Annotated in this window: 28 protein-coding genes and 2 pseudogenes; 14 read left to right on the forward strand and 16 right to left on the reverse strand. The window is 72.7% G+C overall.

What is annotated here, in order from left to right:
- Positions 1-95 precede the first annotated feature (95 nt).
- On the reverse strand, positions 96-671 hold the full coding sequence (locus RM445_RS00895; RefSeq protein WP_311553979.1) for a TetR/AcrR family transcriptional regulator: 576 nt from the start codon (positions 669-671) through the stop codon (positions 96-98).
- A gap of 46 nt (positions 672-717) precedes the next feature.
- Here RM445_RS00895 and RM445_RS00900 point away from each other — a divergent pair, with 46 nt between their 5' ends.
- Complete coding sequence (locus RM445_RS00900; protein WP_311553980.1) at positions 718-1,203, forward strand: GNAT family N-acetyltransferase; 486 nt, start codon at positions 718-720, stop codon at positions 1,201-1,203.
- Positions 1,204-1,271: 68 nt separating this feature from the next.
- Here the strand turns inward: RM445_RS00900 and RM445_RS00905 are convergent, their stop codons facing one another.
- The 8 genes from RM445_RS00905 to RM445_RS00940 form a co-directional block, all read right to left on the reverse strand.
- Entirely contained in the window at positions 1,272-2,138 is an 867-nt protein-coding gene (locus tag RM445_RS00905; RefSeq protein WP_311553981.1) for a coiled-coil domain-containing protein, read from the reverse strand.
- A gap of 229 nt (positions 2,139-2,367) precedes the next feature.
- Entirely contained in the window at positions 2,368-2,961 is a 594-nt protein-coding gene (locus RM445_RS00910) for a hypothetical protein (protein ID WP_311553982.1), read from the reverse strand.
- A 178-nt stretch (positions 2,962-3,139) separates the two neighbouring features.
- Positions 3,140-4,825, reverse strand: coding sequence for a hypothetical protein (locus RM445_RS00915; RefSeq protein ID WP_311553983.1), 1,686 nt, complete (start codon positions 4,823-4,825; stop codon positions 3,140-3,142).
- A gap of 29 nt (positions 4,826-4,854) precedes the next feature.
- Entirely contained in the window at positions 4,855-5,583 is a 729-nt protein-coding gene (locus RM445_RS00920) for a coiled-coil domain-containing protein (RefSeq protein WP_311553984.1), read from the reverse strand.
- Between the two features lie 43 nt (positions 5,584-5,626).
- Complete coding sequence (locus tag RM445_RS00925) at positions 5,627-6,490, reverse strand: coiled-coil domain-containing protein (RefSeq protein WP_311553985.1); 864 nt, start codon at positions 6,488-6,490, stop codon at positions 5,627-5,629.
- Between the two features lie 54 nt (positions 6,491-6,544).
- Positions 6,545-7,873: a coiled-coil domain-containing protein gene (locus tag RM445_RS00930; protein ID WP_311553986.1), complete on the reverse strand. Its 1,329-nt coding sequence runs from the start codon at positions 7,871-7,873 to the stop codon at positions 6,545-6,547.
- 204 nt (positions 7,874-8,077) lie between these two features.
- The gene (locus tag RM445_RS00935) at positions 8,078-9,337 is read right to left on the reverse strand and encodes a class F sortase (protein WP_311553987.1); all 1,260 of its coding nucleotides are present in this window, start codon (positions 9,335-9,337) and stop codon (positions 8,078-8,080) included.
- Between the two features lie 16 nt (positions 9,338-9,353).
- Entirely contained in the window at positions 9,354-10,226 is an 873-nt protein-coding gene (locus RM445_RS00940) for a DUF4397 domain-containing protein (protein ID WP_311553988.1), read from the reverse strand.
- Between the two features lie 275 nt (positions 10,227-10,501).
- On the opposite strand from RM445_RS00940, the gene RM445_RS00945 reads away from it, so the two are divergent.
- The gene (locus tag RM445_RS00945) at positions 10,502-11,260 is read left to right on the forward strand and encodes a dienelactone hydrolase family protein (protein ID WP_311553989.1); all 759 of its coding nucleotides are present in this window, start codon (positions 10,502-10,504) and stop codon (positions 11,258-11,260) included.
- Positions 11,261-11,265: 5 nt separating this feature from the next.
- Positions 11,266-11,523 (forward strand): DUF6295 family protein, encoded by a 258-nt coding sequence (locus tag RM445_RS00950; RefSeq protein WP_311553990.1) that lies wholly within the window; start codon positions 11,266-11,268, stop codon positions 11,521-11,523.
- A 12-nt stretch (positions 11,524-11,535) separates the two neighbouring features.
- Here RM445_RS00950 and RM445_RS00955 read toward each other — a convergent pair whose 3' ends face one another.
- The gene (locus RM445_RS00955; RefSeq protein ID WP_311553991.1) at positions 11,536-11,958 is read right to left on the reverse strand and encodes an organic hydroperoxide resistance protein; all 423 of its coding nucleotides are present in this window, start codon (positions 11,956-11,958) and stop codon (positions 11,536-11,538) included.
- A gap of 88 nt (positions 11,959-12,046) precedes the next feature.
- On the opposite strand from RM445_RS00955, the gene RM445_RS00960 reads away from it, so the two are divergent.
- Together RM445_RS00960 and RM445_RS00965 are read left to right on the forward strand one after the other, a co-directional pair.
- On the forward strand, positions 12,047-12,664 hold the full coding sequence (locus tag RM445_RS00960; RefSeq protein ID WP_311553992.1) for a histidine phosphatase family protein: 618 nt from the start codon (positions 12,047-12,049) through the stop codon (positions 12,662-12,664).
- Positions 12,661-13,701 carry a 2-hydroxyacid dehydrogenase gene (locus tag RM445_RS00965; RefSeq protein ID WP_311553993.1) on the forward strand — a complete coding sequence of 347 codons (1,041 nt, stop codon included), beginning with the start codon at positions 12,661-12,663 and terminating at the stop codon, positions 13,699-13,701. Before RM445_RS00960 ends, RM445_RS00965 begins: the two co-directional genes overlap by 4 nt.
- A gap of 30 nt (positions 13,702-13,731) precedes the next feature.
- Here the strand turns inward: RM445_RS00965 and RM445_RS00970 are convergent, their stop codons facing one another.
- On the reverse strand, positions 13,732-13,893 hold the full coding sequence (locus RM445_RS00970) for a hypothetical protein (RefSeq protein WP_311553994.1): 162 nt from the start codon (positions 13,891-13,893) through the stop codon (positions 13,732-13,734).
- A 369-nt stretch (positions 13,894-14,262) separates the two neighbouring features.
- On the opposite strand from RM445_RS00970, the pseudogene RM445_RS00975 reads away from it, so the two are divergent.
- Positions 14,263-14,852, forward strand: a pseudogene (locus RM445_RS00975) (2-oxo acid dehydrogenase subunit E2).
- 15 nt (positions 14,853-14,867) lie between these two features.
- Here RM445_RS00975 and RM445_RS00980 read toward each other — a convergent pair.
- Positions 14,868-16,157: an HNH endonuclease signature motif containing protein gene (locus RM445_RS00980; protein ID WP_311553995.1), complete on the reverse strand. Its 1,290-nt coding sequence runs from the start codon at positions 16,155-16,157 to the stop codon at positions 14,868-14,870.
- A 61-nt stretch (positions 16,158-16,218) separates the two neighbouring features.
- Positions 16,219-16,677, reverse strand: coding sequence for a nitroreductase/quinone reductase family protein (locus RM445_RS00985; protein WP_311553996.1), 459 nt, complete (start codon positions 16,675-16,677; stop codon positions 16,219-16,221).
- 26 nt (positions 16,678-16,703) lie between these two features.
- Between RM445_RS00985 and RM445_RS00990 the strand changes: the two genes are divergently transcribed.
- On the forward strand, positions 16,704-17,213 hold the full coding sequence (locus RM445_RS00990; protein ID WP_311553997.1) for a MarR family winged helix-turn-helix transcriptional regulator: 510 nt from the start codon (positions 16,704-16,706) through the stop codon (positions 17,211-17,213).
- Between the two features lie 39 nt (positions 17,214-17,252).
- Positions 17,253-18,890: a hypothetical protein gene (locus tag RM445_RS00995; protein WP_311553998.1), complete on the forward strand. Its 1,638-nt coding sequence runs from the start codon at positions 17,253-17,255 to the stop codon at positions 18,888-18,890.
- A gap of 16 nt (positions 18,891-18,906) precedes the next feature.
- On the opposite strand, the gene RM445_RS01000 is transcribed toward RM445_RS00995, so the two are convergent.
- A complete protein-coding gene (locus RM445_RS01000; RefSeq protein ID WP_311553999.1) occupies positions 18,907-19,185 on the reverse strand; it encodes a hypothetical protein in 279 nt (92 codons plus the stop codon).
- A 297-nt stretch (positions 19,186-19,482) separates the two neighbouring features.
- On the opposite strand from RM445_RS01000, the pseudogene RM445_RS32245 reads away from it, so the two are divergent.
- The 5 genes and pseudogenes from RM445_RS32245 to RM445_RS01025 form a co-directional block, all read left to right on the forward strand.
- A pseudogene (locus RM445_RS32245) lies at positions 19,483-19,680 on the forward strand (alternate-type signal peptide domain-containing protein); the annotation flags it as partial.
- A 580-nt stretch (positions 19,681-20,260) separates the two neighbouring features.
- Positions 20,261-20,536 carry a S24/S26 family peptidase gene (locus tag RM445_RS01010; RefSeq protein WP_311554001.1) on the forward strand — a complete coding sequence of 92 codons (276 nt, stop codon included), beginning with the start codon at positions 20,261-20,263 and terminating at the stop codon, positions 20,534-20,536.
- A complete protein-coding gene (locus RM445_RS01015; protein WP_311554002.1) occupies positions 20,533-21,123 on the forward strand; it encodes a TasA family protein in 591 nt (196 codons plus the stop codon). Before RM445_RS01010 ends, RM445_RS01015 begins: the two co-directional genes overlap by 4 nt.
- Positions 21,120-21,482 carry a S24/S26 family peptidase gene (locus RM445_RS01020; RefSeq protein ID WP_311554003.1) on the forward strand — a complete coding sequence of 121 codons (363 nt, stop codon included), beginning with the start codon at positions 21,120-21,122 and terminating at the stop codon, positions 21,480-21,482. The genes RM445_RS01015 and RM445_RS01020 overlap by 4 nt, the downstream gene beginning before the upstream one ends.
- Complete coding sequence (locus RM445_RS01025) at positions 21,377-22,057, forward strand: hypothetical protein (protein ID WP_311554004.1); 681 nt, start codon at positions 21,377-21,379, stop codon at positions 22,055-22,057. The genes RM445_RS01020 and RM445_RS01025 overlap by 106 nt, the downstream gene beginning before the upstream one ends.
- Here RM445_RS01025 and RM445_RS01030 read toward each other — a convergent pair.
- Complete coding sequence (locus RM445_RS01030; RefSeq protein WP_311554005.1) at positions 22,054-22,359, reverse strand: antibiotic biosynthesis monooxygenase family protein; 306 nt, start codon at positions 22,357-22,359, stop codon at positions 22,054-22,056. The two genes, RM445_RS01025 and RM445_RS01030, sit on opposite strands and share 4 nt — an antisense overlap.
- Positions 22,360-22,412: 53 nt before the next feature.
- Between RM445_RS01030 and RM445_RS01035 the strand changes: the two genes are divergently transcribed.
- On the forward strand, positions 22,413-23,345 hold the full coding sequence (locus tag RM445_RS01035) for a LysR family transcriptional regulator (protein ID WP_311554006.1): 933 nt from the start codon (positions 22,413-22,415) through the stop codon (positions 23,343-23,345).
- On the opposite strand, the gene RM445_RS01040 is transcribed toward RM445_RS01035, so the two are convergent.
- Entirely contained in the window at positions 23,298-24,695 is a 1,398-nt protein-coding gene (locus tag RM445_RS01040) for an MFS transporter (RefSeq protein ID WP_311554007.1), read from the reverse strand. The two genes, RM445_RS01035 and RM445_RS01040, sit on opposite strands and share 48 nt — an antisense overlap.
- Positions 24,696-24,733: the final 38 nt, after the last annotated feature.

Genomic DNA, 24,733 nt, shown 5'->3' on the forward strand with positions numbered 1-24,733 from the left:
GACCGACAGGATCTCGTCGTTTCCCGTTCGCCCTCCGCGCAGCAGGCCGGCGACGTGCGGCCCCGGTCGTTCCTCGGCGGTCGAGGTGCTCGAAGTCACCCCGCCACGTCGCGTTCGTCGATCATGCGCAGGTACCGGTCGACCGCCGCGCTCGTCCGCGCGACGTCGCCGGTCGCGAGGAGGTCGAGCAGACATCCCCGCAGCACCGCCAGCAGCAGCGTCCGGTCGACGTCGTCCGCCTCCGCGCTCACCTCGTCGAGAAGCCCGAGCCAGTCGCGGACGGTCCGGGCGGCGAAGCCCTCCCACACACCGTCGCTCTCGACGAGCGCACGGGCGTAGCCCTCGAGCCAGAGGGTCAGCAGCCCGCGGTGCTCGGCGGCGGCGAGCCAGGCCCAGATCGCGTCGGCGGCGGCGCGCGGGCCGCCCGCCGACCCGGCCCGGCGCACCCGATCCAGAACATCGAGTTCGTCGGCGCGTGCCCGCGCCAGCAACGCCCGGACCAGGCCGTCCTTGCTGCCGAAGAGGAACAGCAGCACGCGCGGGCTGCTGCCGATCGCGGTGGCCAGTGGGCGCAGCGACAGATCGGCCAGACCACGCTCCAGCACGTAGCCGTAGGCGGCCTCGAGCAGTTCCTGCCGCCGGGCCGATCCACCGACCTCCCCGTCACTCATTGCGCTAGCCTTTCACTGAAACGACTGTTTCAGTGCGGGAGGGCCGATGGACGAGGTGACGATCCGGCGGCTCGGCCGCCCGGGCGATCTCGGCTGGGTGGTGCAGGCACACGGCGAGCTCTACGCCGCCGAGCTCGGGTGGGGAACGCCCTTCGAGGCGCTCGTGGCCCGGATCGTGGCGGACTTCGCGGGAGGCGCGGATCTCGAGCGCGAGGCGGCGTGGATCGCCGAGCTCGACGGCCGACGGGTCGGCTGCGTGTTCTGCGTGCGCGCGGATGAGGAGACGGCGCAGCTGCGGGTCATGCTGGTGCATCCGGACGCCCGGAAACGCGGGCTCGGGACCATGCTGACCGCCGAGTGTGTCCGGTTCGCCCGTGCCGTCGGCTACCGGCGGCTGCGGTTGTGGACCACGAACCTCCAGGTGGCCGCCCGCGCCGTCTACCTGTCGGCGGGCTTCGAGCTCACCGGGGAGGAGCCCTACGCCGGGTTCGGCCCGACGGTCACCGGGCAGAGCTACGAGCTGGCCCTGTGACCTGGTGGAGAAACACGTCGGGGACGTGAGCGCGTGCTCACGTCCCCGACGACACTCGGTGAAGGGAGTCAGCGACCTGCGCCGACCGCTTCCTGCCCCTTGGCGTTCGGGTTCCGCCGGTGGTTGCCGTTGCCGTTGCCGGCGTTCGGTGCGGACGTCTGAGCGGGACGCTGGGTCGGAACGCCCCCGGTCCGGGAACCGGCAGCCAGCTCGTTCGACAGCACGTCGTTGAGTCGGGCGAGCTCGACCCGCACGTCGGACTGGACCTTGTCCAGGCGCGCGATCTCCTGCGCCGCCTGGTCGCGCTGGCGCTGAATGTCGGTGGCGGCCCGGAGCTTCGCCTCCTCGGCGGCAGCCTCGGACTCCTGCCGCAGCCGGTCCGCGGTGCGGGCGGCGGCGGCGTGCAGCTGGTCGGCCTGCTCGCGGGCCGCGGTGAGCTGGTCGGCGATCTGCTGCTCGCGCTCCTGGAGCTCGGCGTTGCGCTGCGCGGCCTGCTGCTCGAGAACGGCAGCACGCGAGATCAGGCTCTGCTCGACCTCGTGGCGGTGCTTCTCCGCCTCGGTGCGGGCCTGCTCGATGATCGCGGCCGACTCCCGCGACGCGTGCGTGCGGACCTCGGCGGCCTCCTGCTCCGCGATGCGGAGCAGCTTCTCGGCCCGGTACCCGAAGCTGTCTTCCACCGACCGCGGCTCGGAGTGCGCCGACTTGGCTCGCACGTCGCGCAGCTCGCGCTCGGTGGCCTCGGCGTGCTCGTTGGCCTGCCGGCGCCTGCGCTCGGCCTCGGCGAGCTCGTCCTTCAGCTGGGCGACCTCGTTCCGGAGGCGGCTGACGGCGTCGTCGACCTGACGACGCTCATAGCCGCGCAGGACCGTGTCAAAGGAATGGTCGGAAGAGGACGAGGAGCCGGCCGACGTGGCGGTCGTGGGAGTGGCCACGAAAACACTTCCTTCGGGGGATGATCGGTAGGAGCCGTGTGCCTGCCGGAAGGAGACGGGGATGGCTCACGCGGCCAGGCGATGCGGGGGACGACAGCTCCATTGCCTCGCGAACCATTGTGGCCGTCACCTGATCGGACAACCGCTGATCGGGTGACGTCACGTCCGGTAGCGGCACGCGGTACGACACCGTCGCCGACTGGTCCTTTCGGGTCCGGCACACGAGGAGTCAGCCCGGCAGCGTGACCTTCGCCCCGCTCGGCGACACCGCGAACCAGCCCGCCGACTGCGGGCCCTGTACGGCGGCCTTGAGCTGCCCGTCGTCGTTGCGGTTGACGTAGACCGGCCACCCGCCCAGGGTCACCTGACTGCTGCCGTCCTGCCGGGCCAGCCGTCCGACCACCTCGGCGTCGACGCCCAGGAGCTGCAGCTCCTGCCCGGCAGGGACGGTGAGGGGCAGCCAGGACTGCGCGCACGTGTCCGTGCAGTGCGACCGGGGCGGGGTCGTCTGGTCGCCGTCGGAGCCGTACAGCACGCGGCCCTCCCCGTCGGTGACGACGACGCCGAGCGTTCCGGTCTGGACTGCGTAGAGTTCGAGCTCGCCCGAACCCGTCCCGGCCATCCCGCCGTGGCCGCCGCCGTGGCCGGTGTGGCCACCCTGAGCGGTCTGGCCTGCGGTGTCCTGGAATGTGGCCGGGGCGGAGGACGGTGCGGCAGGGGCGGCAGCTCCGCTCGAGCCACACGCTGTGGCCAGGCCGAGCGCGGCCGCGCAGACCGTGGCGCCGAGCAGGCGCACAGCGGTCCGGGAGGTCAGGGGGTGCACGGCCGCGACGGTAGCCAGGCCCGTGACCAGCAGGTTGCGCTCCTGAGAGCGCCGTGGGGCCGACGGCGACCGGCACGCGGCGGGCGGTCGTCGACTACGCCTTTCGGCAAAATAGCTGCTCCGAACGCCATGTCGACTTCTCAGACTGACCGGTGGTGCCGATCGTCGCGCACAGCCGTCAGCCCGGCAGCAGGCCCGGCGGGGTGGGTGCGCCGTAGCCGATGAGCAGGCCGCCGTCCTCCCGCTGCACGACCGCGGGAACGAAGGGGGCGTGCTGCCCGTCGAGCCAGGTGGGCAGGAACGAGGGGACCTCCGTGGTCGTCGGCACGCCGTCGACCGAGCCGAGGAGCACCTGCCTCCGCAGCGTGTCGGCCGGTGCGTACGGGGCCGCAGGGAAGTCGGCGACCACGAGCGTGTGCGAGCCGGCCAGCACGCTCAGCACCATCATGACGCGGGGGTCGACCCGGCCTGTCGTCAGCAGGTCGGCGGTCGCCGGGCCGAGCTGCAGGCCGCGGTTCCCGGCCAGCGCCGTGCCGATCCGAACGCGGCCCGTCCGCTCCGCCTCGCTCGTGGCCACCGGGTCCGCCGGGCCGCAGAGCTCGGCCTGCGCGCCACCCCGCCAGGGCAGCCTCGCACGCACCTCACCCACGGGGCACGGTCCGGGACGGCCGGCGAGGAGCACGGCGTCGTTCGCAGCGACCGGCTCACCGAGATCTCGGAGCCGCTCGGCCGGGAACCCCGCCTCGACGAGCTCGGCCCGGTCCAGCGCGCCGGCGTGCAGCCCGGTGCCGGGCGGCATCTGCTGGTCCATCCACCCGAGGAGCATCGACGGCGCGGGCTCGCGGACCGGGCCGGGAACGGGAAGGAGCAGCACCGTTACGACCGCCGCCACGCCCGCGACGATCACCGCCATGGGCCACCGCAGGCCCGGCACGCGGGCGGCGACGTCTTCGGCCACCGCGGCGAGCACGATCGCCAGGAACGGCAGCACGGCCAGGCCGGCGGCCGCGTTTCCGGGCCCCGGCACGAGCAGGACGACGAGCAGCAGGACGGCCGGACCGAGCAGGGGCCGCACCCAGCGGACCCGCCATCCGGCGACGACGAGCGCGAGCCCGACCACCGCGACGACCGCCGTCAGCCCGCCCGACAACGGCGGCGCGGCCGCTCCGGGCTCCGGCCCGCGCGACGACGCGATCGCCAGGCCGACCGCCGCCAGGCCGACGACGATCCCGCCGGCGATACGCAGGGCGCGCCCGGGCCTGCGCGACACGGTGCCGTCGAAGATCGCGTACGCCGCCAGCGCGAGCACCGCGGCGCCCACGAGCGGCGCGGTGAGCACCGCCACCAGCACCGCGACGACCGCGGCCACCTGGCGCACGCGGCTCCGGCCGATCAGCAACGCGGCGACCAGCAGCCAGGGCACGGCGACGGCGGCGGCGACCACCGTCGAGTGCGCCGCGACCGCGGGCGGTGTCACGCCGACGAGAGCGACACCGAGGGCGGTCGGCCCGTTGCCACACCCCAGCCGACGCAGGACCGGCCACACCAGCACGGCCGTGAGCAGCCCGGCCGTGAGCACCCCGATCTGAGCCGTCGCCCAGACCGACCAGGTGCCACCCGGCACGAGCGCGGTGACGGCCGCGAGCTGGCGCGCCGCGAGCAGGTCGGGGAACGACAGCGGGACCGGGCCGACGGGCCCGCCGCCCGCCGCGTAGACGCCGGCGGCCAGCCGCGCCTCGTCACCGGTCGGGGCGCGCGCGTCGAGGCGCAGCGCCGCCAGGACGTGCACCACGAGGGCGGCCGCCGTCGCCACGGCCGGCGCGACCCGGCCGAGGCCCGGTCGCGTCGGAGTCGCCGACAGCATCGAGTTGCCCCGACGGAGAACGTTCGCGGTCAGCGGTTTCCCTCTCCGCCGGGCGCGCGGGCCGACTCCTGGGTGAGCAGCGTGGCGAGCCGGGCGAGCTCGGCGCGCACGTTGTCCTGCAGGCCGGTGAGCCGTGCCAGCTCCTGGCCGGCCTGGTCGCGGATCTGTCCGGCCTCGGACCGCGCCCGGGCGACGACCTCTTCGGCGTCGGCCTGCATGCGTTCGCGGTACTGGTCGGCCGCACGGCGGGCCGCCGCCTCGACGGCCTCGGCCTCGTTCCGCGCGACCTCGAGCTGCTCGGCGATCTGCTGCTCGCGCTGCTGCAGCTCCGCGGTGCGCTGGGCGGCCTGCTCGTCGAACCGGCTGGAGCGGGTGATCAGCGCCTGCTCTGCCTCGTGCCGGGCCCGTTCGGCCTCGGCCCGGCTCTGCTGCAGGGTGGCCGCAGCCTCACGCGACGCGCCCGAGCGGATCTCGGCCGCCTCCTGCTCCGCGATCCGGAGCAGCCGCTCCGCCCGCATCCCGAAGCCCTCCTCCGCAGGCGCGGAGGGGCGGGACCGGGCGGCCGTCATCTCCCGCTCGACGGACTCGGCGTGCTGCTCGGCCCGCCTGCGCCGCTCCTCGCTCTGCGCGAGCTCCGCCTGCAGCTTCTGCGCCGTCCGGCGGGTGTCGCGGACGTACTCGTCGACCTCGATGCGGTCGTAGCCGCGCATCACCGTGACGAACCGTGCCCGGTCCGTCCCGTCCGATGTGTCGTGCACCTGGCCCCCTGGCGACATGACGCCTTCCCCTCGTGCGCGACCGTCACTTCCGATCGCGCGACCTCCCGCCGTTCGGCGGGCTGTTCTGCGGAACCTTCACGGTCTCCGGCGGTGCGGCGGCGGCTTCCCTGGCCCCGCCCTGGGCGGCCTGGGCCGACGCGAGCTCGGCGGAGATGAGCTGCGCGAGCTGGGCGAGCTCGCTGCGGACGTCGGCCTCCAGGCCCGAGAGCCGGGAGATCTCCTTGCCCGCCTCGTCGAGCCGGCGGCGGGCATCGGCATCGGCGCGCTGCCGGGTCTGCTCGGCGGCCTCCTCGGACTCCTCGCGCAGCCGTTCCGCAGCCCGCGCCGCGTTGGCCTGGAGCTGCTCGGCCTGCTCACGGGCGGCCGTGAGCTGCTCGCCGATCTGCTGCTCGCGCTCCTGCAACGCGGCCGACCGCTTCGCGGCCTGCTGTTCGAGCAGCGACGCCCGCGTGATCAGGGTCTGCTCGACCTCGTGCCTGTGCGCCTCGGCCTCCGTCCGCGCCTTCTCGACGATGCTCGACAACTCGCGGCCCGCCGAGCCGCGGATGTCGGCCGCCTCCTGCTCGGCCATCCGCAGCAGCTTCTCCGCGCGGAAGCCGAAACTGTCCTCCTTCGCCGCGGGCTCGAGGTGGGCCGACTTCGCCCGGGCCTCCCGCAGCTCCTGGTCCTTGCTCTCGGCGTCGGCGACGGCGCGGTCGCGCTCGGACCGCAGTTCGGCCAGCTCCGAGCGGAGTGCGGCCAGCTCCTTGTCGCGCCGGTCGAGGTGGTCGTCGACCTGGTTGCGCTCGTAGCCCCGCAGGGCCGTCGCGAACACCGGGCGGTCGTCGTCGGCCGTCGCCGTCCCGGCTGGGGCCTGCGTGCTCCACGAGGTGGCGGAACCTGCCACGGGTCACTTCCTGTTCTGAAGGTCAGCTTCTGCGGTGCGGTGAAGACGGGCCGGTCAGCGCCGGGACGAGAGACGGGACGAGAGACGGCTCGGGCGCTCCGGGCGGGCGACCGGTGAGGGCCGCTCGGGTTCGTCGTCCGCGGCGGTCCGCGGCTCGGGGACGTCGTCGCCGCGGACGTCGTCCGTCGACGGGAAGCCGGGCCCGGTGAACCGTTGCGCGGTCGCCTCGGTGGCCTCGCGCTCCGTCGCGATCGCGGCGTCGAACGCGTCGTCGTCGAACGTGTCCTTGGCTGGCGCGGCGTCGGCCGGGGCGGGCATCTCGGTGTCGTCGAACGCGTCGGCGTACGCCGGCGACAGGTCGTCGAACGGCCGGGCCGCCAGGGTGGCGGTGGGCGGCGGCAGGGCGGCCGCGGCGGGCGGCATCGCCGTGACCGTCGACGGGGCGAACGCGGGCTGGGCCTGGGGCGGCGTGGCGCTCAGCATGGTGGCCGACGTCGGCGCCGGAGCCGTCACCCTCGGCAGCGTCCAGTCCAGGAGGCTGCGCACCCCGGTCAGCTGCTCGGCGATCTGGTGCTGCAGGGCACGCAGCTGCTCGAGCTCCTCCTGGCCGCGGCTGACGTGGTCGCGCAGCTGGGTCCGCGAGCGCTCGGCCTCGGCGGCGGCCTCGGCCAGGACTGCGCGCGCCTCGGTCGACGCGGCGTCGACGATGCGCTGTGCCTCCTCGCGCTGGCGCTTCTCCTGCGCCCCCAGCTCGGTCATGAGCACGTCGCGCCGCTCGGCGATGTCGGAGGCCAGCGACTGCTCCTCCCGGCTGCGGCGCTCGGCCAGCTCGGCGTCGAGGCGGGCGCGCTGGCCGTCGGCCTCTTCGCGCATCTGCGCCAGGCGCGTCCGGCTCTCCTCCAGCCGCACCCGCAGCTCGTCCTGCGCCTGGTGCTGCTCGGCCTCGAACTCACGACGCTGCTGGCGGGAGCCGTCGACCAGTTCGTCGGCCTCCGCCTGGGCCATGCTGAGGATCTGCGCGGCGCCCCGGGTGGCGCGGGCGCGCATGTCGTTCACCTCGTCCTGGGCGACGCGCACCATCTGCTGCAGCCGGTCGCTCATCCCGTCGACCGTGCTCGGGATGGTCGACAGCTCGGCGACGTGCGCGGTGAGGCGCTCCACCTCGGACCGGCTCTCGGCCAGCTCGGTGCGGGCGGCGCGGGTCTCGCCACGGCTCACGTCGAGTTCGCGGGAAAGGCGCTCGAGGTCGGCCAGGGCCGATTGGCGGGCGGCGTGGGCGGCGTCGCGCTCGGCGAGGAGCTTGCCGAGCCGCTCCTCGACCTGCGCGCGGTCGAAGCCCCGCCGGACGACGGAGAAGGGCAGGCCGTCAAGGTCGGCAGTCATCGTGCGGAACGCTCCTCGGGGGTAACAAAGCGGACGCCAGGATCGGGGAAATCCGGCTCGGTCCGGTCGTCTGCACGGAGGGGGAGCGCACGCCGCGGGCCGCGCTGGTGGCGTTGAGCGGAGTGTCTCGTGCAGCACCGGAAGGTAAATCCACTGATCGGGGGTAAGAGCCTGAGCCGTTCAGACCCCTGTCACGGTGGGTGTTCATACGGCCACCGCCTCGACGACCACGTTGTCGGTGTAGCTGCGCGCCGTCCGGTCGAACCGCCCGCCGCAGGTGATCAGCCGGAGCTCGGGCCGTGGGGTCGGGCCGTACACCGCAGCCGTCGGGAACTGCTCCTTGGCCACCTGCCGGACCCGGGTGACGGAGAACCGCGCCACCCTGCCGTCCGAGCGCGTGATCTCGACCAGGTCGTCGGGCCGCAGCGACCGCAGCGCGAAGAACACCCCGGGCCCGCTCCGGGAGTCGACGTGACCCCCGACGATCGCCGGGCCGCGGTCACCCGGGACGACACCGCCGGAGTACCAGCCGGCGCGGGCGGGGTCGTCGGGCGCGAGCAGCTCGCCGTCGTCGGCGACACCGAGCTCGTCCAGCGGCCCGGACAGGTCGAGCCGCGGGATCGTGATGGCGACGGCGCCGACCTGCGACTCGGCCAGGCGGGCGGGCACCGGGGCGACGTCGGCAACCGGGCTCGGCGTCACCGGCAGCGGGACGGCCGGCACGAGCAGCGCCGTCACGACGACACCCACCAGCACCGCGCCGACCAGCACGGGTCGCGCGAACAGGGCGTGGTGCTCCTCGGTCAGCACCGCCGCGAGTACGGCGAGCCCGGCGGCGGCCGGCAGCACGGCGTCGAGATCCGGACCCGGCAGGAACTGGCACAGCACCAGCGCGCCCACCGCGGCGACCGGCGGCCGCAGCCACGGCAGCCGCAGCCAGGACGCACCGCCGATCAGCAGCGCGCACGAGCCGAGCACGACGAGGACGCCCACCGGCACCGCCGGACCGGCCTGCGGGCGGGCGAGCAGGGCCGCGACACCGGCGGCGGCCGCGATCGCCGCGACGCCGATGAGCCGGCGGATCACGACGGGGAAGCGGGTCAGCAGGTCCTTCCGCAGGGCCATCATGCCGAGCAGCACGAGGATGCCGACGGCGACCACCGGGGCGAGCGCGACGGCTGCGGCGCAGGCCAGCGCGGCCAGCAGGCTGCGTCGCCGTCCGGCCGCCGCGAACATCCCGCCCGCGGCGAGCAGCAGGGCCGCCCGCCCGTCGACGCCGTCCGCCGTGGTCAGCTCGACGAGCAGCGCGCAGCACGCGTACACCGCGGTCGACGCCGCGCGGCTCTCCGGCCGCAGCCGCAACCGCGCGGTCACCGACCACAGCAGAACGCCCGCGAGCACCGCGGTGACCAGGCCGAGCGGCCACGGCGGCGGCGTGCCCAGGAGGCCCGACACCGCGGTCACCGGAGTCCGGTCAACGTCATCGGCTCCGCGCGAACCGGGCCGACATCAGGGCGGCGGCGGCAGCGAGCACGACCAGCACCGTGCTGCTCACGGCCCGGTACGGGCCGGCCTCGATCGCGGCGCCGCCGAAGCCGGCGTGCACCGGGCCCGGGGGCACGACCGACGGGCCGCCCGCGTCCACCACCACCCGCGCCTTGAGGCCGCCGTCGCCGCTGGTCAATACGATCGAACTGACCTCGTTGGCGTTCAGCGTGACGGGCAGCTCGGCGGCGGGTGCACCCACGGGGCCGACCGACAGCCGCGTCTCCCCCGGAGCCAGCGTCGTGTACGGACCGGCCGCCCCGAGCGCGAGGGCGCCCGCGATCTGCTCCCCCGACGGCCCGCGCACGTCGAGCTGCGTGGCGGGCGGCGCCGCGTTGATCACGCGGACGCGGGCCTGCGTGGGGTCGGGAGCGGTCAGGTCGTCGGTGAAGCTGGTGACCGCGCCTTCGGCCCGCGGCCCGACGGTCGCGACCGTGGTCGTCGTGCCGGGCTGCACGGAGATGGTCTTGGAGACCATGGGCGGCTCGGTCGACCCGGCGGGCCGGGTGGCGATCACGTAGTCGCCCGCCTCGACGGTCCGGTAGTCCGACAGCTCGCCGTAGCCGAGCGCGGCGATCAGGACGGTGTCGTCCGGGTTCGCGACCGACGACACGGTCAGCTCCAGGTCGCCCTGGTCCGGGCTCAGCTGGGCGAGGCGCAGCATGCTCGTGGCGGCCGCCGCCGCAGCAGGTGCCGGAGCGAGAGCCAGGCCGACGGCGAGCAGCAGCAGTGCCAGCACGCCGCTGCCGGCCGCCGCGGCACGCCGGCGGGGAGCGACAGCCGGACGTGCGAGGTGACGAGCGGGCACACGATCTCCCGGGGAGCGAGGCGGTGTCGGAACGAGACCCGACCGGGCACCCGACGCGGGCACGCTAGCGTGGTCACCCGGCCGAGTGATATGTGGCACGGAGAGTAGTACCGGCTGGTCACGCCCGGTCGGTTCGACACGCTGGGCGACAACACCGCATCTCTTCACAGGACCTTCTCGATCAACAGGCCCCGGACGGAGCAACCGGCCGAGGTGTAGTCATGTCCCGGGGGCCGGGAACCGTCGGCCGATACGGGAGAAGAGGAGGCCTCCGGGTGCGCTACGACGCCGTGCTCGCCGAGACGGTGGGGATCAGAGGAGACGGCGACGACCTCGTCGAGGCCTACACGGCCCGTCCCCTGGCTCCCGGACCGCGTGGCGGGGTCCTGGTGATCCACCACATGCCCGGTTACGACCGGGAGGCCAAGGAGATCGTGCGCCGGTTCGCGGAGGAGGGCTACGACGCGATCTGCGTCAACCTCCACTGGCGCGACGCCCCCGGCGCGGATCCGGACGACGCCGCGGCCGCGTCGCGGGCCGACGGCGGTGTGCCGGACGACCGGTTCGTGCGCGACGCGGCGGGTGCGGTGCGGTGGCTGCGCGACCTCCCCACGTCCAATGGCCGCGTGGCGACGATCGGCTTCTGCTCCGGCGGCCGGCAGGCCGTGCTGTCGGCGATCGCGCTGGACGTGCAGGCCGCGATCGACTGCTACGGCGCGTTCGTGACCGCCGAACCGCCCGAGGGCTTCCCCATCCGGGTGCAGCCGATCGCCGACCGCCTCGGCGACATCCGCGCGCCGTTGCTGGGCCTGTTCGGCAACGACGACCGCAACCCGTCGCCGGAGCAGGTCGACGAGCTCGACAAGCTGCTCGACGAGCACGGCAAAACCCACGAGTTCCACCGCTACGACGGCGCGGGCCACGCCTTCTTCTCCGTGGACCGGCCCGCCTACCGGGCGGCCGCCGCGCTCGACGGCTGGCGGCGGATCCGCACGTTCCTGGCGACCCACCTCGCCGACGAGCAGAAGGGCTGAACGCCGTGTGCACCTACCGGACCGAGCAGGTGGCCGTCGCGGCGAGCAGCGGGAAGGGGCCGCAGGGCTGGTTCCCGCTGCGCACGGCGACGGTCTACTACGACCACCCCGTGCACGCGCTGCACGACCACACGGTGAACATCGACTTCCTCAACCCCGAGCTCGGGCCCGGCGCCCGCGTGGCGGTGGAGCTGGGCCTCGACGACGCCCGCGCGCTGCTCGCCGCGCTGCAGGCGACGGTGGAGAGCGCAGCCCACCACTGAGCCGTGGTGGCGTCAGCCGCCGACTGCGGTCACGGCGACGTCGATGTTGCCGCGGGTCGCGTTCGAGTACGGGCAGACCTGGTGCGCGGCGGCCACGATCCGCTCGGCCGCCTCCTGGTCGACGCTCGGCAGCGTGGCCGTCAGCGCGACCTGGAGCTGGAACCCGCCCCCGTCGTTCGGGCCGATCCCGACCTCGGCCTCGACGGTCGAGCCGTCGACGTCCACCTTCTCCCGCCGGCCGATGACCTTGAGCGCCTGGTGGAAGCAGGCCGCGTAGCCGAGGGCGAACAGCTGCTCGGGGTTGGTGGCGCCGCCCGCTCCGCCCATCTCCTTCGGGCTGGCGAAGTCGACGTCGAGCAGGCCGTCGGAGGTGCGGCCGTGGCCGTTGCGGCCTTCTCCGGTGGCGGTGGCCTGGGCGGTGTAGAGAACCTTCACGGATCAACTCCAGAGGTGCGGGGACCGGTCGTCCCGTGCAACGGTGGCAAGCCCCGTGGTCATCCCGCCGCCGGAAGGAGAACGCCTCGTGACCGACCTCGTCCTCGTCCGCCACGGCCAGACCGTGTGGCACGCGGAGAACCGCTACGCCGGTCGCAGCGATGTTGCGCTCACTCCACGAGGGGTCGAGCAGGCGGCTCAGCTCGCGGTGTGGGCGCAGACCGCCGGCCTCGTCGCCGTCTGGTCGTCGACGCTCAGCCGGGCCCGCATCACGGCGGAGGCGTGCAGCGAGGCCGCCGGCCTTCCGCTCGAGGTCGACGCGCGGCTGTGCGAGCTCGACTTCGGCGAGGGCGAGGGCCTGACCTCGGCCGAGATGACCGAACGGTTCCCCGACGCCCGTGCCGCCTTCCTCGCCGACCCCGTGACCCACCACCTTCCCGGCGGCGAGGACCCGGTCGCGGCCGCGGACCGGTTCACGCACTGCCTGGACGAGATCGCCGAGAAGCACCCCGATGGCCGCGTGCTCGTCGTCGCCCACTCCAGCGCGATCCGGCTCGCGCTGTGCCGGCTGATCGGCGTGCCGCTGGCGGAGTACCGGCGACTGTTCCCGACCCTGCGCAACTGCGCGCTCACCGAGCTGCGGCTGCGCGACGAGCGGGCTGCGCTGTTGCAGTTCAACACCCCACCCGTGGAGGCGTCTTCATGACCCGAGTGCTGGCCGCAGGAGACCATTTCGTCCTCACCGAGCTGCTCGTCGAGGCCTTGGCACGGGAGGTGCCCGACGGCCTGGAGATCAGCGAGCTGACCCTGGGCTGGCCGACCGAGCCGTTCGGCCGCGTCGCGGAGGTCGACGAGGCGTCGGGCAGCGAGGACCAGATGATCGAGGCCCTGCAGGGCGTCGAGGTCTGCGTGACCCAGATGGCGCCGCTGACGGAGAAGGTCCTCGACGCCTCCCCCGACCTGCGGCTGTTCTGCATCAGCCGGGGCGGACCGGTGAACGCCAACATCGCGGCGGCTACCGAACACGGCGTCGCCGTCACCTACGCGCCGGGCCGCAACGCGACGGCGACCGCCGAGCAGAGCGTCGGCATGCTGATCGCCACCACCCGACGGATCCCGCAGACCCACGCGGACCTCTCGGGCGGCACCTGGCGCGGCGACTACTACCGCTACGACGCCGTGGGCCCCGAGCTGGAGAACAGCACCGTCGGGGTGATCGGATACGGGGCGATCGGCAGCCGGGTCGCGCGCATCCTCGCGGGGTTCGGCGCGAACGTTCTCGCCCACGACCCGTACCTCGCACCGGAGGCCTTCGCCGCCGGGGTCGAGCAGGTGGAGCTCGACGAGCTGCTGTCGCGCTCGCGCTTCGTCACCCTGCATGCCCGCGTGACGCCCGACAACAAGAAGATGATCGGGGCTGAGCAGATCGCCCTGATGCAGCCCGGGTCGGTGCTCGTGAACTGCGCACGCGGGGCGCTGCTGGACTACGACGCGGTGTGCGACGCGCTGGACTCCGGCCACCTGTTCGGCGCCGCGTTCGACGTGTTCGCCGAGGAGCCGATCCCGGTGGGGTCGCGGCTGCTGACCACGCCGAACCTCGTCATGACCCCGCACCTGGCGGGCGGGAGCAAGGAGACGGCGCAGCGGGCGGCGACGATCGTGGCCTCGGACGTCGGCCGGTACCTGCGCGGCGAGGAGATCGCGAACTGCGCGAACCCGGAGGTGCTGCGCGGGCGCGGGTGACAGATCGCGCCACCCGCCCCCGGGCAGCGTCTATCGCCCCGACATGAACTCGCGCAGCAGGTTCGCCAACCGCTCGTCGGCCTCCAGCGCCAGGCTGTGCCCGCACTCCTGGAAGACCTCGGCGCGGTCGACCTTCTCCGCCACTCTCAGCATCTGCTGCTCGACCAGCTCGCCGAAGAAACTCCGGCGCACCGATGGTGAGGACCGGCATGCCGATCTTGTTCGACTTCAGCTCCTCGTTGATGCGGGCGTTCTTCAGCCCGGCGCGGTAGGTCTCGAGACAACCGCGCAGCCCGCCGGGCGCCTTGAGCTTGGAGATCCACTCGTCAATCGCCTCGTCGGCACGCCTTCCGCGCCGGTATCGAGGAGACCTGGGCGCAGGGCGACCGCCAACTCGAGGAGGCCCTGGCCGCCGGCCGGGCGAAGATGATCGACGCGACCGTGGCGAAGCTGGAGCTGTACGGCTGCGCCGGCCGTTCCGGGGCGCAGGCGTGACCGCCGTCGAGGCTCCAGGGCACCACCACACCGCTGCGCGGCATCCGCAAGGTCGCCGCGCGGCGCATGGTCGAGGCCTGGGCCGTCCCGGTGTTCCACCTGGCCGTCGAGGTCGACATGACGTACGCACTCGGAACGAAGGAGCGGTCACCCGGCGGCACCGTGACGGATGCACTCCTCGCCGCGTGTGCTGCCGGACTGAAAGCGCACCCCGCCCTCAACGCCCACTGCGACGGCGCCTCCGTCACCGTATTCGACGCGGTGCACCTCGGCGTCGCAGTGGCCACCGATGCGGGCTGGTGGTCCCCGTCATCCACGGCGCCGACGGGCTCGACCTCGGCGGCCTCGCCGACGCCCGCCGTACCGTTGTCGACAAGGCCCGCAGCGGCAAGCTGGGGATGGCCGACATCAGCGGCGGCACCTTCACGGTGTCCAACCTGGGGATGCTCGGCATCGACTACTTCGACGCCATCCTCAACGTCCCGCAGGTCGCGATCCTCGCCGTTGGCGCCACCCGGCAGCGGCAGGTGTGGAACGGCGGCGACCCCGCCTGGCGCCCGATCGCGGAACTGACCCTGACCTGCGATCACCGGGCTGTGGACGGGGCGACAGGAGCGGCATTCCTGGCTGCCGTACGGGAACTGCTGCAGGGGTGAGCCGCCGTCGGCCGCTCACGCGTCCGACAGGTGCGGCAGTGCGCGTCGCCGTGGGTGTTGCTCGGGGTCGATCCACCGCGGCGGGATGAACTCGGGCAACCCGTCGCGGATCCGGACGACCCAGTCGGTGGAGTGGATCTGCCGGTGATGGACACGGCAGAGCATCACCAGGTTGTCCAACCGCGTCGGGCCGCCGTTCTCCCACTCGCGGATGTGGTGAACCTCGCACCACGAGGCCGGGCGACCGCAGCCGGGATGTGCGCAACCGCGGTCACGGGCGGCGACGGCCCGGCGCAGTCCGTCCGGAATCGTGCGGGTGATCCGCCCGACGTCCAGCGGCTGGCCCTGGCCGCCCAGCACGACCGGGACCACGGCAGCGTCGCAGCAGAGCATGCGCAACGACTCGGGTGAAACTGTGCCGCCGAAGTCCAGGCACGCCGCCCGGGCACGGTTCTGGAGGTCCTCGAGCCGGACCAGCACGGTGAGGTGCGGGCGCCGACCGCCGCACTCCGGCAGCATCGCCGACGGGGCATGGTCGAGGACGTAGCCGCACACATCCGCCAGCGCTTCGGCCTGCCGTTGGGCTGGCGGGCGGTCGTCGTCGCCGGTGAGCGGGCGGGCCTTGGCGTCGACCACCGCGGCGATCGCGTCGAACATCGCGGCGTCGTCGAACCGGCCCTTGATCTTCCCACCCCCGGAAGGCAACCGGGTCAGGTGCAGCTCGTTCACCCCGGCCGCAGGCCGGTCGTCAGGCTCCTCACCGTCCTGATCCAGCGCCTCGACCAGCGCCGCACCCCACTCGTGCAACTCGCGCGGGGTGTACAGCTCCGCCTTGCCGGCCAACTGTTCCTCCGCGCCCGCCCACTGCTCAGGCGACAACCGCTCCGCGGCATCCGAACCGAGCACACGGGCGATCACTTCGACGTGCCGCAGGCTCGCCCGCCCGGCCGCGAAGACCGTGGCAGTGGCCGGCAGGCGAGCCGGTAGCGGCGTCCCGTCCAACCCGACCCGCGACGTCACCTGCTCGGCGACGACCACCCGCCGGCGCGCTTCGAACCGCTCCCAGCCGAGCAGATCACTCAACGCCGCCGACACCGATGTGTAGCCGCGCTCCGCGAACACCCCGCGCCGCTCCAACGCGGCCAGTGCATCCACGGTGACCCGGTCCAGGCGCCGCGTGACTCCTTCACACAGCGTCAGAACCGACACCAGCTCGGCGTCGGAGCTCAGGCCGGCCGCCTCGCCCAGCGCGTCGACGGCCTGCAGAAGCAGGCGGTGCGCAGTGGCGAGCGAGGCTACGGACATGGCCTCATTCTATTCGAACAGGGGTTCGAATAGGTGCAGTTCGGCGCACCCTGTGGACAACTCATCCCACTCGGGTCAGCCGTAGTACCGGCAGGACGCGATCGGTCTTCTCCTGATAGCCGGCCATGCTCGGCCGACTCGCGATGATCTTCGCCCACGCCTCCGCCCGCCGCGGCCCCTCGAGCTGCTCGGGCCGCACCCGGTGCCGGTGCCCACCCACCTCGATCCACACCTGATCCGGGTGAGCGGCGATGTTGTGGTACCAGCCGGGGTGGTGCGCTGCACCGCCGAAGGACGCGACCACCAGCCACGCACCCTCACCGTCGGGCTCGTGGCCGACCGCACTCTGTCGCTGCGTGCCGGTCCGCGCCCCCACCGTAGTCAGGTACAGGACCGCGCGGCCCCGGAACTGGTCGCCGCTCCGGCGGTGATGCCTGATCATGACTGGCCGTAGCACCCGCGCCAGCAGCGCCGCCCACCGCGACCCGCGCATCCCGCGCGTTCCCGTCTTGCTCTTCACGATCGTCGCGCCGACTCCTCGGGTTGTTGGCGTGGGCGAGCCTGCACTTCGCCTACCGGGAGATGAGCAAGCTCGTCGACGAGCGGCTGCGGACGGAGGCGGAGTGCTCGCTGTCCGACATGGACGTCCTGAACGAGCTGGCCTGCACCCCGGACCACCGCCTGCAGATGCTCGATCTGGCCGACCGGCTCGGCGTCACGCGGGGCGGCCTGACGAGGATCATCGACCGACTGGTCGAACGCGGCTGGGTGGGCCGTGACCGTCCGGAGCACAACCGTCGTGAGGTCTACGCCGTGATCACCGACGACGGCGCGCGGGTCGTCCACCAGGCGCGTGTCGTCTACATCCGGCTGCTCATGGACACCCTCGGCACCCACCTCGACGACGCCGCGCTCGACGAGGTGGCCACGAGCATGCGCAAGCTGCACGAGGCGCTGCGCGACCGCCAGGGCGAGGCGGCGAGCAGGCCGCGAACCGCCGAGCCGCGGTTTGCCGAGCAGACTCGGCGGGGAGCCGACGAGGCAGCAGGACCTTGACGCCGACAGTGCGTCGGCGGCACCGGGAAGGGGTCGGCCATGACCGAGTTCGTCTGCCGGCGAACGGGCCAGACCTACGAGGTCGGTGAGCAGCTCGACCAGAACGGACAGGCACTGGTCCACGCCGTCGTGTCCGCCGGTCCTGACCTGGCGCTCAAGCAGTACCTGCCGGCAACTCTGCACAAACGGCCTGATCTCGAGGCGCGCATCAAGTCGATGATCGCCAATCCACCCGCCTACCGCCCTGACCGCACCGGACCGGTGATCTGCGCATGGCCCGAGGACGCCGCCTACGTCGCCGGTCAGTTCGCGGGCTTCGTCATGCCGCGCATCGACACCCGCGCGGCGATCACGATCCCCGATCTTGCGACTCGGCACACCACGACCTGGCACGACCGGCTAGCTGTCGCCGAGAACCTGGCCCGGGCCGTCGCGGTGCTCCACGACGGCGACGTCGTCATCGGCGACTTCCGGGAGTGGAACCTGTTGGCCTGGAGCGACGGTCACGTCACCCTGCTCGGATGCGACCGGATGCAGGTCGTCGACCCCGTGTCGCACAGACGGTTTCCGTGTGTCGCCGGGCGGGACGCCTGCACACCCCCCGAGCTGCAGTTGCCGTCATCGCTGTCGAGCATGCTCCGGACGAGCAGCAGTGACATCTTCACCCTGGCTCTGCATCTGCACCTGCTGTTGCTCGACGGCGCGCACCCCTTCCGAGGGCAATGGCGAGGGGGCGGAGACAACCCTCCGGAACACGTGCTCGCTCAGGAAGGGCTGTGGACGTACGCAGGCGACAGAAGGCTGGCGCCCTACCCGAGCAGTGCACCGTTGGCCGCGCTCCCCGAGACGCTTCAACAGTTCTTCCGGGCCGCCTTCGTCGACGGCGCGCGCAATCCTGAAGCCAGGCCTCCCGCGCAGGACTGGTTGATCGAACTGACGCACCTGCGCGAGTCCCTCGCCACCCCGCGCCGTCTCGCGACCGTCACGCCGCCGCGTCCCGCAGCCGTCGCAGCGGCGTCACCCGTCGCCGCTCCGGCCCACCACGACCTCGGCGACGCGGAAACCCATCGCCTACCGCCTGAGCCGTCGCACCGCGTTACGCCATCAGGAACCCGACGCCTGGAGTCGACTCCTCCTCGCCGACGGAGGAACGCACTCCGCCTGGCAGCGTGTGTGGCGACGGCCGCAGTCGCCATCGGGGGTGTCGTCGGCGTGAGCACGGCAGCGCGTCGATCCGTCGCTCACGTGGCTGACCCGACTGTGTCGGAACAGACGCCCACCACCTCGACGCAGCCGCGTCCGGACGACCCGACGGCTGCTCTCGAGCAGGTACGTGCCCGGGACGCCGCCGTCGTCGAGACACTGGCGGAATCGTGGGTCGCACAACTGTCCGCCCGGCCCGCAGAATCGTCGACGACCGACCGAACGGCGACAGACGTAGCCGTCCTTGCCGGCCACGAAGCACTTCGCCGGCAATATCCAGGCGCAGTCCTGCTGAAGTCCACGGACTGGAACTACGACGGTGATTTCTGGATCACGGTCGTCCGCGAGCGGTTCTCCTCTGCAGAGGAAGCCAACGACTGGTGCGGCACACACCACTTCGCGCCGCAGGACTGCTTCGCCAAGAAGCTGTCGCATTCCGGCGTCGTCGAAGGCAGCGCGAAGTACCGACGATGAACCCCGAACGCCGGGTTCAGGCCTGTGCAGCCGACGTCTGCGGCGCCGCCAGATTGACCGATCGCGCCGGGTCTGCGACGAAACAGTCGTTCACGGCCGCATCCCCGAACATCTCGTCCAGCGTGCGCTGGAGATCGTCGACACTCGGGGCGTCCCAGATGCAGATGGCCCGGCTGATGTCGTCCTGCGTGACGGTGCCGAACAGCGTGAAGCCGGGTGGGAACTCCTTGTCGGCGAAGAACGCCCGGTCCCATGCCGCGCGGTCACGAATCGTGTGCACCACTCCGAGATGCATGACAGCCTCCTCCACGTCGAGGGAAAGCGAGTATCCCGCTCCGCCTTCATGGTCGTAAGGCCTTTCGTCATGGTCCTTTTTCCAGGAATGGTGTCGTCGACAAATTCAATGCTTCAATTTCTTCACCGTCGCGACGATCCGACACGACGAGGCAGCGGAGCCCGTCGGGCCGCCCTGCTACCGAACGCACTTTTTCGGGCACGATGCGTGAGCAGGCGCTGCTCGCAGCCGCCGGAGCTGCTGATAATCCCCCACTCGCCAGCGGACCAGGCCTGGCGACAGGGGGAGCGGAAGACGATGAACAGCACGACGAAGGGGTCACTCGCCGCGGTCGTCGCGGCGCTGCTGCTCACGGGCGGAGCGGGGACGCTCGCCTACTGGAACGACACCGAGAACGTCCCCGGCGGCCCGATCTCCTCGGGCCAGCTGGACCTGGGCACGCCCGCCTGCGGCGCCGGCTGGGTGCTGGACGGGGGCGCCACCCTCACCACCCAGCTGATCGTGCCCGGTGACACGCTGACGAAGACCTGCACGATCAACCTGATCGCCCGGGGCGGAGCTGGTCCCGACCGCGACGTTCACCGTCAACGGCGCGTCGCGCAACCACATCACCGACGCCGACGACACCGGCGCCACCAACGAGATCATCGCGACGATCGGCGTCACCTTCAACGGCCCGACCGCGACGAACGCCAGCCAGAACCTGACAGCCACGCTGAACACCATCGCGGTGACGGCGACGCAGACGCACGACCCTGTCTGACGGCGCCACCGCAGTACGCCGATGACCATCGAGTTCGCCCCGACCGGGCGGCGTCCCGCAGCCACGAAGGCGGGGGAGGCCGCCCGGTTCGCCCGCATGGTGCTCGCCGCGTCGATACTCCTGGTGGCGGCGTTCGTCCTGGGGCGGCCGTCCTCGTGCCGCGCCTCGCAGGCGCCACGCCCTACACCGTCCTCACCGGCTCGATGAGCCCCGCGTATCCGCCAGGAACGATGATCGTCACGCGACCCCACGGCTCCGTCGGCCTGGGATCCGTGATCACCCTTCCAGCTCGTCTCCGGGAAGCCGGAGGTCGTGACCCACCGGGTGGTCGCGATCGCCCGCCACCCCGACGGCCGTATGCGCTTCCAGACCCGGGGCGACACAAACAACAGCCCGGGTCTGCAGTGGGTGCGTCCCGAGCAGGTGCGGGGTGTGCTCTGGTACGCCGTGCCCGGCCTCGGCCACGTGAGCGGGCTGCTCACGGGCGACCAGCGGGAGCGGGGCGTGCAGGTGGTCGCGGTCCTGCTCCTCGGGTACGCCGGCGTGATGTTCGTCAGTGCCTACCGGCGACGGCGGGCTTCGGCATGAGCGGTGCACGGCCGAAGGGGCGTCTGCGAGCGGTGCTGGCGCTCGGCACAGTCGTCGGACTGAGCCCGGTCGGCACGTTGGCCAGCTGGACGGACACCGCTCCGATCACCGGGACGACGTTCAAGTCGGGCACGATCGACCTCCAACTGAACGACCTCAACGCCGTCACGAGCACGACGCTGTCCATGACCGACATGGCACCGGGCGCGACGTCCTCCGAGGTCTTCCGCGTGAAGAACGCCGGCTCGGCGCCGTTCACCTACACCATCACCGGCGGGCTCGGCGGTACCGACGCCGCGGCGTTCGCGACGGCGAGCGCGCTGAAGCTGAACATCTCCGCCAACGGCACCCGCTCCGGTACCGGGAACGCGGCGACCTGCACCGGCGGCACGGCGGTCGTGACGGGTCTGGCCCTGACGGCCAACACGGCTGCGACGGTCGTCGGGACGGCGCAGGGGCAGCTAGCGTCCGGGGCGACGGGCGCGCCACTGTGCTTCCAGGTGACGTTCGCGACCGACGCACCGACCACGTTGCAGGGCAAGACAGCGACGGCGACGTTCACCGTCACCGCGACCTCGACGCCGTGACCGAGCACCGGCTCCTGCGGGTTCTGCGCGAGGTGGCGCTGACCGTCGGTGCCGTCGTGGGAACGCTGTGCCTGGTCTTCACGCTGCTGAGTGCGACCGTCGGCGTCCGACCGCTCGTGTTCATCTCGGGCTCGATGGCCCCGGCGATCGAGACCGGCGACCTCGCCGTCACCCGTCCGGCCGAGCTCGCCCGCCTCGCACGCGGCGACGTGGTGAGCGTGTTCGACGCGCGCGGGGTGCGGATCACCCACGCGTGGTCGAGGCCGACGCCGCCCGGAACATGCTGCGGCTCAAGGGCGATGCCAACCAGACGGCCGACCCGCTCCCTTACTCGGCCGACGGCGCCGACCTGGTGCTGATCTCCGTGCCCGCCGGGGGCTATGTACTGAAGTGGCTCGCCGGTCCGACCGCCACGATGCTGCTCGGCGCGTACCTGGTCTTCCTGCTGTGGGTGTTGTGGCCGCGGGGCTCGGCTTCTCGGCGGGCAGTCTCGACGGCCGCCGGGCTGGTGCTGGTCGTGGGGCTCGTTGCGGGTGGGACCTCCGCGCCGCAGCCGACGTCGGCGGCGTGGATCGACGCGGTGCCGATCAGGGGGATCTCGCTGGCGGCCTACACGGTCCCCAAGCCGGTGATCACCGGGTGCTCAGGTGCACTGCTGACAGTCACGGTCACGTGGACGGCGGTGACGGCGCCATACGCGCTGACCTACAGGGCGGTCGTCGTCGAGACCGGGCAGGCGCTGACCGTCAACGGAACCGGCGCCACGCGGTCGGCGAGCTACCTAACACCGTTGCAATCTGTGGCCGGCGTGACGCACACGATCCAGATCACGGCCGCACTTCCGAACACGCCGTCCTGGACGTCGGTGGCGGCGAAGCAGACGGTAAGGCTCGGGCTCCTGGGCGTCGCACCTTCCTGCGGTACAGCGAGCTAGCGGGTCAGGACGTCGTTGAGGTGCTCGACCCGGGGTGCCCCGTCGAAGAACGGCCCGACGAGGCCTCGCCAGCGGGTGTAGTTCTCCGACTCGCGGAACCCGACCGTGTGCGCTTCCAGGCTCTCCCACTCGATCAGCAGCACGAACCGGCTCGGCGATTCGACGCCACGAGTCAGGCGGGCGGAGCGGTAGCCCGGTGTGTCGGCTATCAAGGCCAACCCCTCCCGCACCGCAGCGGCGAACTCGTCCTCTTTCCCCGGCAACACGGCGAAGTCCGCGATCTCCAGCACCACGCCGGCCATCGTCGCACCGCGGGGCAACCCGCACCACGGGTCCGTCGCGGCAGAATGACCCCATGCCACCCGAGCTCCGCCACCTGCGGCACTTCGTCGCCGTCGCGGAGGAGCTGAACTTCACCCGAGCCGCAGGCAAGCTGTTCCTCGCCCAGCAGGCGCTCTCGTCGTCGATCAAGCAGCTGGAGAACGAGCTCGGGGAGCCGCTCTTCGTCCGTGACACCCGCCGCGTCGCGCTCACCCCCGCCGGCGAGATCCTGCTGCCCCGCGCCCGCCGGCTGCTGACCATGGCGGACGAGACGGTCGCCGCGGTGCGGGCCGGCACCCCCGACCGCGCCGTCCTACGGGTCGACATCTCCTCCAGCAACCTCGAGACCGGCGCTCTCGTGCTGCGCCGGCTGCGCGAAGACCGGCCCGAGATCGAGATCAGGCAGCGCGAGATCGGGGTGCCCGGCGGGCTGGTGGCGCTGCGCGACGGCGAGCTGGACGTCCTGCTGGGCGACGCCGCGGCCGCACCGGACGACGTCGCCGTCGAACCGCTGCGGCAGGAGACGGTGCAGGTCATGCTGGCCGCCGACCACCCCTGCGCAGGGCGGTCAACGGTCTCGGTCGCCGCGCTCGCCGACGAGGTGTGGCTGCTGCCCCCCGACGAGGTGGCTCCGGAGTGGAACCAGCTCGTCCTCCGGCACTGCCAGCAGGCCGGTTTCCGGCCTCGCCGCTACCCCGGAACGACGTGGGGGCCGGCCGCGGCGGCCGAGCTGGCCGCCGAGCGCCGCTGCGTGGTGCCGACCAACGCCTGGCTCACCGTGCCGGACGGGGTGGTGTTCCGGCCGTTGGTCGACCCGGAGATCCGGTTCCCGTGGTCGGTCATGTGGGCAGGCGAGGCGGGCGAGCCGGTGGAGGCGCTGCTGGCCGCGGCCCAGGCCATGGTCCACGAGCGCGGGTGGTCACTCCCGGCGGCCCAGCCCGAAGACGGCGACCGCAGCACCCAATAGCGGCAACGCCGTTCCGACGGCCGCGCCGAGGTGCAACGCGTCCATGGTCGGCGGCCCCTGCTCCGGCCCCAGCCCGAGCGACACGGCGCCACTGACCAGCGCCAGCCCGAGGCCGCCACCGACCTGCAATGCCGTCGACTGGACTCCGGCGGCGACGCCCTGCTCGGCCGCGTCCACCCCGGACACCGCGGCGATCGTGAACACCGGGTACGCGATGCCCATCCCCAGCCCGAAGCAGACCACGACGGCCGGCAGCAGCCCGGTTACGTATCCCGTGTCGGGGTCGAGCCGCAGCAGGAGCGCGAAGCCGGCCGCGACCAGCAGCAGACCCGTCACGCCAGCCGTCCGCAGGCCGGAGCGATCCACCAGGCCGGGGGCGACCCACCGGGACACGACGATCGACAGCACGGCACCGGGCAACAGCGCCAGCCCGGCACCGAGCGGCCGCCAGCCCAGGACGTCCTGCAAGTACAGCGTGGCGACGAAGGAGAAGCCGAACGGGGCGGCCAGCACGGTGAGCGAGGCGAGGTCGGCGGAGCCCACGGTGCGATTGCGGAGCAGCCCGCGCGGGATCAGCGGGTCCGCCGCACGGCGTTCCACGACCACGAACGCGGCGATGAGAACCACCGCGACCGCACCTGCGGCCACCGGCAGCCAGGTACCCATCGTCGGCTCCGCCGCCTGCGACACCGCCAGCACGAGCAGCAGCACGCCGGCCGTGCCGGTCACGGCGCCGGCCACGTCGATCGGCCGCCGAACGTCGTCGGCCGGCGGGTCGCCCGGGAGCGACCGCATCGCGACGAGCAGCACCACGGCCACGATCGGCCCTTTGATCAGAAAGATCCAGGGCCAACCCAGCAGGTCGGTGAGCACCCCGCCCAGCACGAGCCCCACGCTGAACCCGGCCGACGCACTGGCCGCGAAGACGCCCAGGGCCCGGTTCCGCTGTGCGCCCTCGGGAAACGTCGTAGCGATGATCGACACCGCAGCCGGCACGGTCAGCGCGGCACCGATGCCCTGCACGCAGCGGGCGGCCACCAGCAGCAGGGCGTTGGGCGCCAACCCCGCCGCCAGCGACATCACGCCGAACAGCACCAGACCGCCGAGGAAAACCCGACGCCGCCCGCAGAGATCGGCGGCCCGACCGCCGAGCAGCAGGAACCCGCCGTAGGTCAGCGCGTAGCCGGTGGCCACCCACTGCAGCGCCGCGGCCGGCAGCGCGAGGTCACGCTGGATGCTCGGCAGCGCGACCTGCGTGATCGACAGGTCGAGGGCGTCGAGCAGGATCGACGCGCTGAGCACGCCGAGGACGAGGGCCGGGCGGTGCACGGCCGGTTCGGTGCGGTCCACCGGACCGATCTTGTGCAGCCCTACGGCGAAGCGGAAAC

This window comes from Pseudonocardia charpentierae, from assembly GCF_031845345.1.
GTDB lineage: Bacteria > Actinomycetota > Actinomycetes > Mycobacteriales > Pseudonocardiaceae > Pseudonocardia > Pseudonocardia charpentierae.

Coding starts and splice junctions, on each gene's coding strand:
- RM445_RS00895 (WP_311553979.1), bottom strand. CDS start 671: ATGAGTGACGGGGAGGTCGGTGGATCGGCCCGGCGGCAGGAACTGCTC.
- RM445_RS00900 (WP_311553980.1), top strand. CDS start 718: ATGGACGAGGTGACGATCCGGCGGCTCGGCCGCCCGGGCGATCTCGGC.
- RM445_RS00915 (WP_311553983.1), bottom strand. CDS start 4,825: ATGCTGTCGGCGACTCCGACGCGACCGGGCCTCGGCCGGGTCGCGCCG.
- RM445_RS00930 (WP_311553986.1), bottom strand. CDS start 7,873: ATGACTGCCGACCTTGACGGCCTGCCCTTCTCCGTCGTCCGGCGGGGC.
- RM445_RS00965 (WP_311553993.1), top strand. CDS start 12,661: ATGACCCGAGTGCTGGCCGCAGGAGACCATTTCGTCCTCACCGAGCTG.
- RM445_RS00980 (WP_311553995.1), bottom strand. CDS start 16,157: ATGTCCGTAGCCTCGCTCGCCACTGCGCACCGCCTGCTTCTGCAGGCC.
- RM445_RS00995 (WP_311553998.1), top strand. CDS start 17,253: ATGACCGAGTTCGTCTGCCGGCGAACGGGCCAGACCTACGAGGTCGGT.
- RM445_RS01000 (WP_311553999.1), bottom strand. CDS start 19,185: ATGCATCTCGGAGTGGTGCACACGATTCGTGACCGCGCGGCATGGGAC.
- RM445_RS01015 (WP_311554002.1), top strand. CDS start 20,533: ATGAGCGGTGCACGGCCGAAGGGGCGTCTGCGAGCGGTGCTGGCGCTC.
- RM445_RS01030 (WP_311554005.1), bottom strand. CDS start 22,359: ATGGCCGGCGTGGTGCTGGAGATCGCGGACTTCGCCGTGTTGCCGGGG.
- RM445_RS01035 (WP_311554006.1), top strand. CDS start 22,413: ATGCCACCCGAGCTCCGCCACCTGCGGCACTTCGTCGCCGTCGCGGAG.